The organism is Vibrio brasiliensis LMG 20546 (assembly GCF_000189255.1).
GTDB classification, from domain to species: Bacteria; Pseudomonadota; Gammaproteobacteria; order Enterobacterales; family Vibrionaceae; genus Vibrio; species Vibrio brasiliensis.
Genome location: NZ_AEVS01000076.1, coordinates 105965 through 120584, shown reverse-complemented (window position 1 = coordinate 120584; position 14620 = coordinate 105965). Strand labels below are relative to the sequence as shown.

General features: G+C 45.1%; 13 protein-coding genes. 8 read left to right on the top strand and 5 right to left on the bottom strand.

Annotation, left to right across the window (positions count from 1 at the left end):
• Nucleotides 1-178: 178 nt before the first annotated feature.
• Entirely contained in the window at nt 179-616 is a 438-nt protein-coding gene (locus RH46_RS14330) for a GNAT family N-acetyltransferase (RefSeq protein ID WP_006880216.1), read from the top strand.
• Nucleotides 617-652: 36 nt separating this feature from the next.
• A complete protein-coding gene (locus tag RH46_RS14325; RefSeq protein WP_006880215.1) occupies nt 653-1246 on the top strand; it encodes a class I SAM-dependent methyltransferase in 594 nt (197 codons plus the stop codon).
• On the opposite strand, the gene RH46_RS14320 is transcribed toward RH46_RS14325, so the two are convergent.
• Nucleotides 1247-1684: a DUF4174 domain-containing protein gene (locus tag RH46_RS14320; protein ID WP_006880214.1), complete on the bottom strand. Its 438-nt coding sequence runs from the start codon at nt 1682-1684 to the stop codon at nt 1247-1249. It abuts the gene before it with no gap.
• A 109-nt stretch (nt 1685-1793) separates the two neighbouring features.
• Between RH46_RS14320 and RH46_RS14315 the strand changes: the two genes are divergently transcribed.
• Both RH46_RS14315 and RH46_RS14310 read left to right on the top strand, forming a co-directional pair.
• The gene (locus tag RH46_RS14315; RefSeq protein ID WP_040895925.1) at nt 1794-2306 is read left to right on the top strand and encodes a GNAT family N-acetyltransferase; all 513 of its coding nucleotides are present in this window, start codon (nt 1794-1796) and stop codon (nt 2304-2306) included.
• Nucleotides 2307-2314: 8 nt separating this feature from the next.
• Nucleotides 2315-2695 carry a nitrous oxide-stimulated promoter family protein gene (locus tag RH46_RS14310; protein ID WP_006880212.1) on the top strand — a complete coding sequence of 127 codons (381 nt, stop codon included), beginning with the start codon at nt 2315-2317 and terminating at the stop codon, nt 2693-2695.
• 49 nt (nt 2696-2744) lie between these two features.
• Here the strand turns inward: RH46_RS14310 and RH46_RS14305 are convergent, their stop codons facing one another.
• Entirely contained in the window at nt 2745-3905 is a 1161-nt protein-coding gene (locus tag RH46_RS14305) for an MFS transporter (protein ID WP_006880211.1), read from the bottom strand.
• 196 nt (nt 3906-4101) lie between these two features.
• Nucleotides 4102-4536 carry a thioredoxin TrxC gene (gene trxC / locus RH46_RS14300; RefSeq protein ID WP_006880210.1) on the bottom strand — a complete coding sequence of 145 codons (435 nt, stop codon included), beginning with the start codon at nt 4534-4536 and terminating at the stop codon, nt 4102-4104.
• Between the two features lie 103 nt (nt 4537-4639).
• On the opposite strand from trxC, the gene RH46_RS14295 reads away from it, so the two are divergent.
• From RH46_RS14295 to RH46_RS14280, 4 genes are all read left to right on the top strand, one after another.
• The gene (locus RH46_RS14295) at nt 4640-5722 is read left to right on the top strand and encodes a ketoacyl-ACP synthase III (RefSeq protein WP_006880209.1); all 1083 of its coding nucleotides are present in this window, start codon (nt 4640-4642) and stop codon (nt 5720-5722) included.
• A 112-nt stretch (nt 5723-5834) separates the two neighbouring features.
• Nucleotides 5835-6965, top strand: a complete 1131-nt coding sequence (locus RH46_RS14290; RefSeq protein ID WP_006880208.1) for an exonuclease SbcCD subunit D — start codon at nt 5835-5837, stop codon at nt 6963-6965.
• A gap of 9 nt (nt 6966-6974) precedes the next feature.
• On the top strand, nt 6975-10016 hold the full coding sequence (locus RH46_RS14285) for an SbcC/MukB-like Walker B domain-containing protein (protein WP_006880207.1): 3042 nt from the start codon (nt 6975-6977) through the stop codon (nt 10014-10016).
• Nucleotides 10017-10134: 118 nt separating this feature from the next.
• Nucleotides 10135-12192, top strand: coding sequence for a hybrid sensor histidine kinase/response regulator (locus RH46_RS14280; protein ID WP_006880206.1), 2058 nt, complete (start codon nt 10135-10137; stop codon nt 12190-12192).
• A gap of 26 nt (nt 12193-12218) precedes the next feature.
• On the opposite strand, the gene cqsA is transcribed toward RH46_RS14280, so the two are convergent.
• Nucleotides 12219-13400 (bottom strand): alpha-hydroxyketone-type quorum-sensing autoinducer synthase, encoded by a 1182-nt coding sequence (gene cqsA / locus RH46_RS14275; RefSeq protein ID WP_006880205.1) that lies wholly within the window; start codon nt 13398-13400, stop codon nt 12219-12221.
• Nucleotides 13401-13589: 189 nt separating this feature from the next.
• The gene (locus tag RH46_RS14270) at nt 13590-14570 is read right to left on the bottom strand and encodes a TDT family transporter (protein ID WP_006880204.1); all 981 of its coding nucleotides are present in this window, start codon (nt 14568-14570) and stop codon (nt 13590-13592) included.
• Between the last annotated feature and the right edge of the window lie 50 nt (nt 14571-14620).

Below are 14620 nucleotides of genomic sequence, written 5' to 3'. Positions count from 1 at the left end.
CATCCGGCTGGTTTTTTATACCTACAGCTTATCACCTGCTCAAGTGTCCATTTTTATCCTTAACGTATAAGTAAGCCGTAAACGCAAGTGTATTCACTCCTTAGAACTAAAGCATTGCTAAATCTGACTGACGATTGCACTATGAGCTTGCGTGAAGTTTGGTGGTTAAGGAGAGGCCGTGGAAACGTCGCTAGAAACTCGGCACAATATAATAATTCAGCAAGTCGATACACAGCAGGTGTTGCCTGTTAGACAACAAGTATTATGGCCAGATAAGCCGATGTCATTTTGTCTGGTTGAGGGTGACGAGATAGCCAGCCATTATGGTGCATTCGTTGCTGATCAGTTAGTTTGTGTAGCGTCAATCTACATCAATGGAAACCAAGCGCGATTACGTAAGTTCGCCACTGTAGAGCAGTATCAGGGGCAGGGAATTGGCACTAAGGTCATTCAACATGTACTAGATAGTCTCAGGAACCGTGACGTCGATTATTTCTGGTGTGATGCGCGAACTACTGCGATTAGTTTTTATCATCGATTTGGTCTGCGGACCGAAGGTGATGAATTTCATAAATCTAATGTCGGTTACTTTAAAATGTCGCTTAGTTTGACTTAACAGACGCGTGCATCAAGTAAAGGAAAGAGCAGCTACATGGAAGAAGACCAGATTTGGAACCAGTATTACCAAAGAGCATTGTCACGCCCTCATGCAAAGCGGACTGAATTTGCCGTCAGACTAAATCAGTCCGCCAGTAAAACTGCTATTGATTGTGGCTGTGGAACGGGAAGCGATATTGAGTTCCTTTCGTCACAGGGGTATCAGGTGTATGGCTTTGATATCAATCCGGACGCTATGAGCATCTGTCGAGACAGATTCGCTGGTAACCCGTTGATTGAGCTATCTCAAGCTAGTTTCGAGACGTATGACTACCCGAGTGCGGGTGTGATCATTGCCAACTCAAGCCTGTTTTTTGCTCAACCGAATGAGTTCGAAAACACCTGGTTGCGGATTGAATCGGCATTGGAAGTCGGAGGCGTGTTTGCTGGAGACTTTATGGGATATAAAGACAGCTGGGCAGACAATTATCGCAGTCCCACGTCACCTATCACGGAGCAAGCACTGCGTAAGTTACTGGCTAACTTCGAAATTGTACGATTTTACGAGCGTGATGAACGAGCGCCAACAACTCTGGGTAAGCTCAAACAGTGGCACACTTACTCGGTTGTAGCGGTTAAGGTAGGGTGATTAAGCCGAACATGGACTGACCTGAGTCGTCATTTCTCGCTGGCGCATTGGCATGTCATCAATGACGTGTTTAATAAGCTCCCAGTCAGTCTTTTTGCCCCAGCGAAGTTTTTCCCCACCATCTTTACCGATTAAAATTGCTGTGTGGCTATCGGGTTCAACTTCGTAAGCAGTAAACAGAGATTTTAAGTCAAACTCATGTTTCATCCACTTAGGCGAGGTGAAACCATCGGCTGTTATCACCAGTGTCACCAGATCTCTGTCTTCCAATTCACACTCATTAATTAGCGTTTCAAGTATAAATTGTTTTACGTGAGCATCGTTGGTCGGCGCAAAATAGATCAGGCTGCGGTGAGGCAAAGGGTGGGAGAATGAAGGGTAGGTCCAGCTGGCGGGTGCCGCTAGAAGAGTGATGACTAATACAAATAAAACACGCATGACTTCGCATCTCCGCCGTTACCTGACATCAACTTATTGTTGTTATATGTTCTACGTTAATTGTAGGTGTTAAGCTCAACCTTGGACGTAAATCGACAGGAATTTTTCTATGCAACCTCTCACCACAGAGCGGCTAACACTAAGGATGCTGGGTATGGATGACGCGGCGTTTATTGAACAGTTATACAACAGCGAGGATTTCCTCAGGTTTGTGGGCGATAAGAATATTCGCTCTGTCGCAGACGCTGCTGAATATATTGAAGAGAAGATTCTGGCGATGCACCGAGAATATGGTGTCTGTTTGTTGTTGGTTGAACATACACAGAGCAAGGAAAAACTTGGTGTTTGCGGCCTGATCAAACGACCAGAGTTAAGTGCATACGATATCGGCTATGGTTTTATCCCTTCAGCTTATGGGCAGGGTTATGGATATGAAGCAGGCAAAGCGGTACTTGAATATGCCGAGAATAATGAACGTATTGAGCAGCTTGTTGCGATCACAAGTGACGACAACCAGGGCAGTCGGGCATTACTAACTAAGCTTGGTTTTACCTATGTCAAAGTTCAGCAGGCTATAAGTGATAAAGTAGATTTACTTTTGTATCAGAAGAATTTTGTTTAACCGTCACAATGGCATTATCGAGCATTTTAACAGGTGAGTTGCTGACAGAGTTTAAAACCGTCAGCGCCATGGTCCACATATACTGTCGTGACCATCATAAATCAACGTCGGGCCTATGTGATGAGTGTCAGGACCTGCTCAGTTACGCGGAAACTAAGCTAGATCGTTGCCCTTACGGTCAAAATAAACCTACATGCAATAAGTGCCCGATTCACTGCTATAAGCCAGAACAGAAACAACAAATGAAGCTGGTTATGCGCTATGCCGGACCACGAATGTTGATTCCTCATCCATTGTTGTCGATTCGTCACTTGCTACATGAGCGCAAGACTGTACCTGACAAACCGCAGGCGAATGCTTCCAATCGTCATCAGCGAATGAAACGTTAAGCATACAAAAAGGGACACCAGTGGTGTCCCTTAATTGTTTCTAGACGGATTATTCGCCTGCCACAGCCTGGCGTTTGGTTTTAATACTTGCGATGAGCATATAAATACAAGTCGCAAGCAGAGTTGCAAACAGGTAGCCCATCAGGCCTTGCGCACCAGTCATAAACCAGTCAGCTGCTACCGGGCCAGCTACTGAGCCAATGCTGTAGCTGAATAGCATCACTTGAGTCGCTGACACAATGTAGTTTGCGTCGAGCTTGTCACAACCAAGGTTGATTGCAACAGGGTAAAGAGCGAAGGTTGCCATACCTAGCAGAAACAGGCCCATACCTAGCGCTTGCAAGCCACCGACCATAGTTGTGAAGCTAATTGCTGCGACACCGATAAAGCAGAACATAGCCATGAGTAATGTACGGCCAAAGTATTTAGACAGCCAAGGTACGATTGGCTGAACTGCCATACCACCCAGAATCACAACTGCCATCAGACTGCCAATATCGGTGTGGTTGATTCCACGTGTCTGTAACTCAACCGGCATTAGACCGTAAATTGCTCCCAGAGTAAGACCTGAAACGATGCAGCCAATAATAGCAGCATGGTTGAGCTTACTGATCTGCTTGAGTGACAGCGGAGTGCTATGCTCGCTCTCTGGCTGATCGCTCTCACCAAACAGCAGTACAACAACCGCAAGGATCAGTAGAGTTACAATTGTGATAAAAGGAACGCCACCAGTAACGCCAATCACACCAATACCAAGCTGACCTAAAGCGCTACCGCCGTATAGTGAGCCCATGTAAAGGCCAAGGCGTTTAGCACGCGCACTTTCATCACCATGAAGTAACCATGATTCGACAATCACAAACACACCAGCCACGGCAACGCCAGCCACGAAGCGAGCGATGATCCAGGCCGCCGCATATGGCAATAGTGGTAGTGCGATGATAGTGGCAATAAAAGTCACTAAGCACCAAACGAAAGCTGAGCGATGGCCAACTTTTTTAACTAATGGCTCTACACCTGCAGCGCCGATCAATAGACCTGCGTAAAATACACTTGCTAGCCAGCTTGCTAGTGAAGATTCTAAACCATACTCTGGCAACATCAGTGGAATTAAGCTCATTAAATAGCCTGAAGCGACCGCATATAGAGCAAGCGCAATTACAGGTACAGAAATGCGAGCTTTAGGAGCAGGAGCTAAGGTGTTTTCCAATGTCGTGGCCTCGAAGTATGAGTTAAATATGAACAGATTTCGGCGCGACTATGGGGGGAAATGGGGTTAAGGTAAAACGAAAGCTTTTGATCTTTACGATAAAATATATTTATCGAAATGAAGTGTGAATAATCACAATAAAAAAGCGACTAAATCTGCATTATTTAGTCGCTTTTTCGTAATTAATAATACCAGGCTATTTTAAAATAGCTTGGCTAAGCCACTGATTAAATTGACCCTTAGGAAGGGCGCCGTTAATCACATCGACTCTTTTGCCATTTTTGAAGACCATAACGGTTGGAATGCTTCGAATTTGATATTGCGCGGCAAGATTCTGTTGGCTTTCAGTATCCACTTTTACAAATCGAACGCTTTTTGCACGCTCGCTTGCTTCGTCAGCAAAGACAGGTGCGAAGCCAACGCATGGATTACACCAAGGAGCCCAAAAATCGACCACAACAGGTACGTCACTGTTTAAAATCGCAGCGAAGTTAACATCGGTTCCTTCAACAGGCGCACCATCCAATAGAGGGGCCTGACATTTACCACAGTTTGGGCTTTCAGCAACGCGTTCTGTTGGTACCCGATTGACACCTGAGCAAGATGGGCATCGTGGATTAAAGGTAGACATGATTTTTCTCTCGTTATTTTTTCAATTAGATGACAGTGAATGTCATCGCTAGTTATACTCTGAAATGATCGAGTGATACAAATAACAAATGCAAAGGCTCTGAATGAAAAATTTCTATGCAAAAATTACTGGTTGGGGAAAATGCCTACCACCAGCTACGCTCTCTAATGAAGATTTAAGTACTTTTCTTGATACATCAGATGAATGGATCCGTACACGTACGGGAATTGAGAATCGCCGTATTAGCCATGTGAACACCTCAGATATGGCAACAGTCGCTGCAAAACATGCTTTAGCGTGTGCAGGTAAAAGCGCTGATGAAATCGACCTGATTATTATTGCCACCTGTTCAGCAGACTCACTAATCCCGAATATTGCCTCTAAAGTAGCGCAAAACCTTGGTATTAAAGCAGCAACAGCGTTTGACCTGAATGCGGCTTGCACAGGCTTTGTCTATGGACTGGAAACAGCAACACGCCTTATCCAGGCGGGTAACTACCAAAACGCCCTCGTAGTGGGTGCTGAGCGCTTATCCTTCTTTATTGACTGGACGATGCGTGATACCGCTGTTCTGTTTGGTGATGGTGCGGGTGCGGTAATTCTTTCGAAAACCGAACAACAAGTTGGCCTACAACAAGCGCAGCTAGGCTGTGACTCAGCAGGTCGCGATATTCTTGCTGTACCTAAATTCGGTACATCTATGGATAGATTCGCCGCAGACAATGGCTACTGGGATTTCAACTTTGTCGGTAAAGAGATCTTTAAGCGTGCGGTTAAGGGCATGGGTGCAGCAGCGCAAAATGTCCTTGCTCGCAGTGAGTTATCGACTGATGACATCGATGTGGTTATTCCGCATCAGGCCAATATCCGTATTATCCAAACCTTGTGCGATCTATCAGGTATCAGTCAGGACAAAGCCTTTGTAAACATCCACAATTATGGCAACACGTCGGCGGCCACGGTGCCAATCGCGCTGTGCGAATCTCTGGAGCAAGGCTTTGTGAAACCAGGTGACAACTTACTACTGGCGGCATTTGGTGCCGGTCTGACTTGGGGCGCTGGCCATATTAAATGGGGTGAGCGCGTGACACCTCTTGGTGAAAGTGATGCGGCACTACCAGAGTGCGAACAGACGGCCTTAGAGCTTCTAAGCAGCGCGATTGAGCATTGTAAGAACCGCGCATAATTACCTTGTTTAACAAGTAAAAGTCGCACTTTAGGTGCGACTTTTTTATATCTATTTGACCCTCATTAATATTATTATATTGGCCTAACGATAAGAATCACGCTGGGCTTGCATGAAATTTCTCCACACATCTGACTGGCACTTAGGTCGCCAATTTCACAACGTTTCACTTCTTGAAGACCAAAAGGTCGTACTCGAACAGATTATTGACTATATCAAGGAAAACCCTGTCGATGCGTTAGTGATTGCCGGCGATATATATGACCGCTCAGTGCCTCCAACCGCTGCGATTGAAGTGCTGAATCAATTTGTCACTCGGGTATGTGGCGATATTCAATTACCGATAATCATTATTCCTGGTAACCACGATGGTGCAGAGAGACTCGGTTTTGGTGCTGAACAGATGAAGTCGTCAGGGCTACACATTGTTTCTAACTTTACTGACATGCTTCAGCCTGTAGTGATAGAGAGTGATATCGGTCCAGTCTCATTCTATGGTATGCCGTATAACGATCCTGAGTTGGTGCGTCACCACTATAAGCAAGCCGTTTCCACTTATGACCAGGCTCATGAGTTATTGTGTGAGCATATCAAGCAGTCCTTCAAGCCTGATTCAAAAAACGTTCTCCTCAGTCACTGCTTTGTTGATGGTGCGATAGAGTCTGAATCAGAGCGTCCATTATCGATCGGTGGTTCTGACCGCGTTAGCCATGAACATTTTGTCGACTTTGACTATGTCGCCTTAGGCCATCTGCATCAACCGCAGAAAAAAGGCCATGAGTATATTCGTTATTCAGGTTCGTTGATGAAATACAGCTTCTCTGAGCAACATCAGAAAAAGGGTATGACGCTGGTTGAACTTGACGCTGATGGCTTTAAATCTGCAACCCACATCGATTTAGTTGCCCCGCATCAAATGCGAATCATCGAAGGGGAACTTGAGCAAATCATCGCTAACGGTAAAAGCGATCCGCAAAGTGATGACTACTTGTTAGTCCGTCTGATGGATAAGCACGCCATTCTCAACCCAATGGAGAAGCTCAGAGCTGTTTACCCGAACGTACTGCATCTTGAGAAGCCTGGTATGCTGGTGGGAGTCGAACAACAGATGGCTGCCGCGAAGCTGGCACGCAGTGAAGTCGACATGTTCCGTGATTTTTTTGCGGAGGCTCAGGATAGTGAACTCTCTAGCCAGCAAGAGCAGGCAATCACCGATATCATCAAGCAGCTAAATCAGCAATAAGGGCCAATCATGAAACCGACTCTATTAACCATGCAAGCGTTCGGCCCTTTTGCTACACGTGAAGTGGTCGATTTTACAGCGCTTGGCAATAACCCACTATTCTTGATCAACGGACCAACCGGATCGGGTAAGACTTCAATCCTCGACGCCATCTGTTTTGCTTTATATGGCGAAACGACGGGGAACGAGCGTCAGGGTATGCAGATGCGTTGCGATCAGGCTGCCATTGACCTGCCTACGGAAGTAACCTTAGAGTTTTCCCTCAATAGCCGTGGTTACCGCGTCACTAGATCGCCCGAGCAAGAGGCGCCTAAAGCTCGTGGGGAAGGAACGACAACGCGTAAACATAGTGCAGCCTTGTACGATATAACCGATGGCGAAAACTTAATCACCAGCAAAACGGTGCAGGTTAAATCCGAAGTTGCCAACTTACTTGGTCTCAATGAAACTCAGTTCCGTCAGGTAATGGTGCTTCCTCAGGGTAAGTTTCGTGAGTTACTTCTGGCCAGCTCCAAAGATCGTGAAGCGATCTTTGGACAACTATTCCAAACCGACGTTTACAAGAAAATCGAGTTTGCACTTAAGGACAAAGCAAGTGCAATCAGTAAGGCAAAAGATGAGTTTGATAATCAGATTCGTGGTGCCTTGCAAGTCGCTGAGGTAACGACTGAGCAAGAGCTTGCTCAACGTCAGCTCGAATTAAGCGCTGAGTTAGAACAGGCGCAAAAGCTCGAATTGACAGAACAGGAAAAACTCAACCAGGCAAAGACAGAGCTGCATAAGGCACAGGCCCTTGAGCAGCAGTTCGTTAAACTTGACGCAACTAACGCTGCACTGGTGAGTCACGAAGTGAATAAAGTCAGCATCGTTCAACTTAGCAATCAGTTGGATTTAGCAGGGAAAGCGGCAAAGTTGGAGCTGCCATACGCTAATTTGCAGTCGATTAATAAACAGGTATCTGAGTTCGAACAAAAGCTATCCTTAATTCAAACTCAGCTCAACGAGACCCAAAATGCGCAAAAGCAACAGCAGGTTGAGTTAGAACAAGCGCAAAAAAATGCCGATGCTATTCCTAAGCTCAACGAAACGCAGTTTGAGCTTGAACAAACAAAGCTTAAATTAGCGGAAAAGGCGGCGCTAGATACTGAGTTAAAGCAACTGGACACGACAAGAGCCGAGTTGGCGCAAAAGCTGGTTCAGTACAACGCACACAAAGAGAAATTAGCCACAGAAGCTGAGGTTGCGGCTAAATCACTAGAGCAGGCACGTAAAGACGTCAGCGAAAGGGCGGCCCTTGAAACTGAGCTGGTAACTAAACAGCATTTGCTCACTAATCTGACTAAGTATCATGGTTTAAAAGCTGAATTAGAGCGTCTGGCAGCATTGTCAGATCAACATCTGTCGGCTGTAAGCAATGCAAAAGCGCTATTAGATGAGAGACAAAAGGCGGCCGATCAGCTAGAGCTAAGCTGGCATAATGCTCAGGCATCTATCCTTGCACAGAAACTGGAAAAGGATCAGCCTTGTCCGGTGTGTGGTAGTTGCCAGCATCCCGCGCCAGCGACACTCAACAGTGATAGTGTGTCCAAAGAGCAAGTACAGAGCGCCAGACAGCAAGAGCGTCACGCATTGGAGCAGTTCAATTTAGCGAGTAATGCCCAGCAACAGCATCTCAACTCGATTGAGCAGCAAAATAAGTTAGTGGCGGAAGCCGTAAACGAATTAGCAGACAAAGTGACCATCGACCCGGCACTACTTGGCCAGGAGATTCAGGGGATGACTCAACGACTGACACAGTTATCCGCTATTGATCTGGTCAAGATGGAACATGCCGTTGGCGAACTGAATCAACGTTGTGTCGTTGGTGACTCCAAGATTCACCAGCTTAAAACAGAGATTTCAGCTAACGACTCGGCGTTGAAGATGCAACAGCAGCAAGTGGATAAAGTCAGCAACCTGATTGATCCTAAATACACCAGTGTCGATATTGTTGAGCAACAATATCAGGTCAATCAACAGACCATTACGCAGCTTAAGCAGGCGTTAGAGGCCGCTCAAGCCGCTTCTCAACAAGTTAATATGCGTTTGGTCGAGCTGCAAAGCCAGAGCGAAACCAATAAACAACTTAAAGTTGATGCAAGCCAACAGCAGGAATTGACGCTCAAAACATGGCATACCGAGTTACTGTCATCGGGCTTTGAGTCGGAGCAGAGCTTTGTAGCAAGCCGGGCTGACGAACAGCAAGTCAAGCAGTGGCAGGCAAGTATCAGCGAATATGAGCAGACAAAAGTTAAGCTACAACAGACTATTTCTGATCTAAAACAACAACTCGCAGATACAGATAAGCCAGACTTAGCGCTCAAACAAACTTTGCTATCTGAAGTCGAAGGGCGCTACCAGCAACTACGTGCCAGCCTGGATGGAATTCGTTCCGTTTATCAGCGTATTGAGAAGGTACAGCAGGACATTGCCATTCTGCATGACAAAAACAGTCAGCTTGAAGCTGAATATAAAGTTTTCGGCACACTTTACGATGTCGCTAGTGGTAAAACTGGCAGTAGGGTAAGCCTTCACCGCTTTGTTCTGGGTGTCTTGCTCGACGATGTTTTGATTCAGGCATCGCAACGCTTGAATATTATGAGTAAAGGGCGCTATCAACTTGTTCGTAAGACAGAAGGTTTTAAAGGTGCTGCAGGTCGAGGTCTGGACCTGAGTGTTGAAGATGGTTATACAGGCAAGACTCGTGATGTTGCTACGTTGTCTGGCGGGGAGTCCTTTATGGCGGCGTTAGCGCTCGCTCTTGGTCTTTCGGACGTGGTGCAGTCCTACAGCGGTGGTATTCGTCTTGATACACTGTTCATTGACGAAGGCTTTGGCAGTTTAGATCCAGAGTCACTTGACCTTGCCATCCAGACTCTGGTTGATTTGCAACAGGCTGGTCGCATGATTGGGCTTATATCGCACGTTAGTGAGTTAAAAGAGCAGATAGCTCAAAGAATTGATGTCGTAGCAAGTCGAGTCGGAAGCTCGATCAGTCTCGTGGTCACATAAGTTTGTTAGTTTTATGCGACTAATTGGTTAGCTAGCGTTATGTGTGCTAAGAATTAGTAAGGTACAACAATAATAAACCTTTGACTTATTGAGCAGTTAGGTGGCATTAGGGTAATAGATGGTCGCTATTTCGGAATCGATTCGTAAAGTTTACCAATATGCGGAACCCAATCTAACGTTAGTTGGTTGGATGGGGCTGCTTGGTTTTCCGACATACTACTATGTGTGGAGCTACCTTTTCCCTCAACCATACGAAACATTATTGTTACGCAGTGCCTGTTCGGCGTTATTCGCTGTTCTGGCTTTGCGTAGCTTGATTCCTAAATATCTTCAGCGCTATCTCCCTTATTATTACTTCCTGGCGATAGGCATATGCTTGCCTTATTTCTTTAGCTACATGATGTTTATGAACCACTGGTCGACGATATGGGCGATGTCTTTCATGGCGTCAATCTTCCTCCATGTTCTGCTCGTGCATCAAACAAGCTTAATGCTAGCGCAGGCTGCTTTGGCCATGGCGTTTGCCTATCTGAGCGCTTATGGGCTGGATACTCAGGTGGTTCAACAAGAGATCGTTTGGGCCTACCTGCCGATATTCTTATTCACTTATGTGTTTGGCAATCTGTTCTACTTCAGAAACCAAGTCTCTCATGAGAGTAAAGTTTCACTGGCTAAGTCATTTGGTGCAGGTATGGCACATGAGATGCGAAACCCATTAAGTGCCCTTAAAGCATCGTTAGATGTACTCAATTCAATACTTCCAGAAGAAAGTAAGCGTCAGGGATCGGGTTATAAGTTATCAGCACAGGAAGTGGCACTTGCACGAGACGTAATTACTGATGCGGACGAAGTGATACGTACGGGTAACGAAACGATTGACTTGCTGCTAACTTCTATTGACGAAAACAGGGTCTCACGCACGACTTTCAAAAAACATTCAATACGAGAAATTACCGAGAACTCCTTGAACAGCTTTGCCTACAAAAGTCTTAAAGATAAGCAGGCTGTCAGCTTGCTTGCAGGTGAAGACTTCGAGTTTTTTGGTAGTGACGCACTGATTAAGTATGCGCTTTATAACTTGCTCAAAAACGCCTTCTACTATCAGAATGGTGATAAATTTGAGGTAGTCATCGAGGCTCGCAGTTACGAATGGCATAACGAACTCACTTTCACAGATAACGGCGTCGGCATTGACCCAAAAGTGATAGGGCAAATCTTCAACGATTTTTACACCTTTGGTAAGACAGGGAGCTATGGCTTAGGCTTACCTTTCTGTCGTAAGGTGATGAAAGCACTGGGTGGTAATGTATCCTGTCGTTCAAAGTTAGGCGAGTGGACTGAGTTCACCTTAATGTTCCCTAAATATGATTCGCCTGAAGTAAGAAATATCAAACAAGACTTAATGAAATCGAAATCTGTCCTGTTTGTTGGTGAGGAGAGTTCACTGCTTCGACATGTCAACGAAGTCGCTTTCTATAAAGACTTTCGTATCAATTACTTGCAGCTTGATGCAGCAAGCAAGCGAGAAGAGTATGAGTTCGAATACGATCTGATAATGGTTGATTTAGATAGCGCACTCTCTGAACCTCAGGCATTCACGCAACTAGAAAGTAAATTGCACTTTACTGAAGGCAGGATTGTATTCCTTTTTGATAAGAACAGCCGATACCACAATGATATTGAACGTCATCTGACGGTATATCCGATCGAAAAACATCGTTTGATGTTGGAAGCGGGCAACATTTTTGATGAGCTGTTTTTTGAAGATAGTGAACCTAACCGCAACCTGTTACCAAGAAAGCAATTTGATTCAGGCAAGACTATCGTAGTTGCTGATGATAACCAGTCGCTGAGATTTTACACTTCGATCTTACTTGAGCAGCAAGGGTTCACCGTATTACAGGCCAGCAATGGGAAACAAGTTTTAGAAGAGTTGCAACACAAAGCTGTCGACCTGATTCTGATGGATCTTGAAATGCCCCAGCTTAACGGACTGGAAACAACCAGTGCAATCCGCAAATCTCAACAGCAATATGCTGAAGTGCCTATTCTGGGCCATACCGGTGATTCAAGTGAAAGTGTCATAGCCAAAATAGAGCAAGTCGGAATGAATGACTACATTATAAAACCGGCGGCAACTGAAAAATTACTGGATAAAATCGCTAACTGGATTTAATTCAGGCCCGGTAACGGGCCTGACTTTTATAGTATGTACATATCCGCTCTATTCTGAGCTTGGCGACAAACGTCTATAATTTTATCAAGCTGCTGTTCGCTAACCGAACTATTTAATGAGAAACGAATAAGATTTTTATTTCTCGCCGTGGCGGGTCTACAAAATACCGCGCCAAATACGCCATTTTGCTCCAGAAAGTCGCGAACTTTTTCGGTGTTTCTTTCATCTCCGGTTTCCAAAGATATAATCTGAGAATTGCTTCGAACGGTTATATTTACCTTGGTTAATTCTTGTTTTAAATATTGACTAACCGCGAACAGCCTGGCGCGTAAATCGTCACTTTCTTTAATCACCTTGAGTGTCATATCAATTCGTTCGACTTCATAGGGCAACATAGCCGAGCTGAATATAGCTGGATAAGCGACGAAGGGGATGCACTCGTTTGCTTGATTGTTACACCAGATTGCACCGGCACGATAGGCAAATGTTTTAGCGAGACTCGCGGTCATGAAATCGACCAGATGGGTTACGCCGAGCTGATGAAGCAAGCCTTCGCCATGATTACCGTAAATGCCAAGTGAATGTGACTCGTCTACAACGATTGCACAACCATGCTGTTTAGCGATGGAAATGATGTCGCCGATTGGAGCTATGGTACCAATTGTGCTGTAAATCGAGTCAATGATCACCACACCTGCGCCATGACGTTTGATAAGCTTTTCTAAATGACGTTCGTTGTTGTGCATAAAGGGATGAACATCACAGCCGGCAATTCTGGCTCCTTCCCATAACGACATATGAGCAAAGAAGTCGATATATACCTGAGTACCAGTGTCGCAAATGGTTTGCAGTAAAGCGATATTCGCTTCCCAGCCGGACTGAGATAGTAGACAGGATTTGAAGCCAGTGAATGAAGCGAGTTGATGCTCGATACTAGGTTTGAGTTGCTCGCTTTGAAGGAATATACCGGACATCAGCGGACTATTTTGACATTTCGAGATTGAATCAATGTGGTGTCGAATAATATCCTCATGGTTGGCCAGGCTTAAATAGTCGTTGCTCTGTAGCACGATATCACCATATTTAGGGGTTAACCCGAGAACAAGGTGACGAGAGTTATTGTTACTGTGAATTAAATCGTCAATGTGATGATTAAGTTTCTGATTAATAAATTGTGGCAAGGTTGATTGGTTATGTAGTGTATTCATGATTGAATATCCTTTTTATTAAGAGCCAACGCCAGCTGACAAAGGATATATGAATCAAATTATGAATTATTACGAGTGGGGTGTTTAATGTTTGAGCGACTGGTTACAAATATAAATATCAGCTATATTTAGAAGTGCTCTTCTCATATAGGCTTATGCCATAATATTAGTAAGAAAAATAACCAGTATTTATGTTTTATCAGCGCGATGTGGTGTTTTATTGTCGGTGAATACTTCTGGCCAGTACATCTTGAAATATCCAACGGTCACCCAAACCACTAAACCCGTCGCAACAGACAACTCAAATAAACCAAACTGATGTAACCAATACCAGTTAGGGTGGTTTTCGGCGAAAAATGTGGTTAAGCGGTGCATAGCGATAGCACTAATAACCGAAGGGAAAGTCACTGCTGCAATCGATGGCTGGAATTTAAGTCGCATCAGGCGAATGTAGCAAAGATAGATTAACAGCGTCATGGTAATGGCAATCCCTGCCAAAGCACCGGTTAAGATAGGATCTGGGCTGGGAAAGTTAACCAAATAGGAAGCCAGTGTCAGGTTAATTGGAGCCGCCATAATCGCCAGAGTCGGCTTAGCACGTTTAGGAAGTGTCCCTTCAAATACCAGTCGATAGAGAACGAGCGGCAGCATAAAGAAGTAAATACCTATACAAACCATAACCAAAGATTCGGAGAAGACATCATGACCGAATTTTGTCCCGGCAAGTGAACTGCTAATAAGACCTACAGGGTAGAGAAACCAACTTGGCACTATGTTACACATTTTGAAATTGAGCAGTTGGAAGCTAAAGAACATGATCATCATAGTGAGGTGCAGTAACAGTGCCGCAAACCAGATAGGGTAGGCGATAATTGGCGAGATCAACGCCAGGTAATCACAAAGAATCAGCAACGCCATACTCATTGGCGCCATAAGACTACCGCTCAAGGGGTGGCGGATGTCATTCATAAACGTCGAATAGCTAGTCAGATACTTGACCAGAACAGGAAACAACAACAGCGCGCCAAAGGCTGCGAGATAAGGGCGTATCAGGTCGCCAACTTCAGGGATGTACAGAGCCCAGGCATGACCAAGTCCAATCATACCTAGTGCTAATGCTGCTTGTGATGGCGGGACACTCTGGAAGTGAGTAAAACGTCTCCAGTTCAAAAACTATCATCCTTAAAGCTGAGTAATCGGCGCGGTAAGCAAAGCTATCT

Coding starts and splice junctions, on each gene's coding strand:
- RH46_RS14325 (WP_006880215.1), top strand. CDS start 653: ATGGAAGAAGACCAGATTTGGAACCAGTATTACCAAAGAGCATTGTCA.
- RH46_RS14295 (WP_006880209.1), top strand. CDS start 4,640: ATGAAAAATTTCTATGCAAAAATTACTGGTTGGGGAAAATGCCTACCA.
- RH46_RS14285 (WP_006880207.1), top strand. CDS start 6,975: ATGAAACCGACTCTATTAACCATGCAAGCGTTCGGCCCTTTTGCTACA.
- RH46_RS14290 (WP_006880208.1), top strand. CDS start 5,835: ATGAAATTTCTCCACACATCTGACTGGCACTTAGGTCGCCAATTTCAC.
- cqsA (WP_006880205.1), bottom strand. CDS start 13,400: ATGAATACACTACATAACCAATCAACCTTGCCACAATTTATTAATCAG.
- RH46_RS14315 (WP_040895925.1), top strand. CDS start 1,794: ATGCAACCTCTCACCACAGAGCGGCTAACACTAAGGATGCTGGGTATG.
- RH46_RS14320 (WP_006880214.1), bottom strand. CDS start 1,684: ATGCGTGTTTTATTTGTATTAGTCATCACTCTTCTAGCGGCACCCGCC.
- RH46_RS14280 (WP_006880206.1), top strand. CDS start 10,135: ATGGTCGCTATTTCGGAATCGATTCGTAAAGTTTACCAATATGCGGAA.
- RH46_RS14310 (WP_006880212.1), top strand. CDS start 2,315: ATGGCATTATCGAGCATTTTAACAGGTGAGTTGCTGACAGAGTTTAAA.
- trxC (WP_006880210.1), bottom strand. CDS start 4,536: ATGTCTACCTTTAATCCACGATGCCCATCTTGCTCAGGTGTCAATCGG.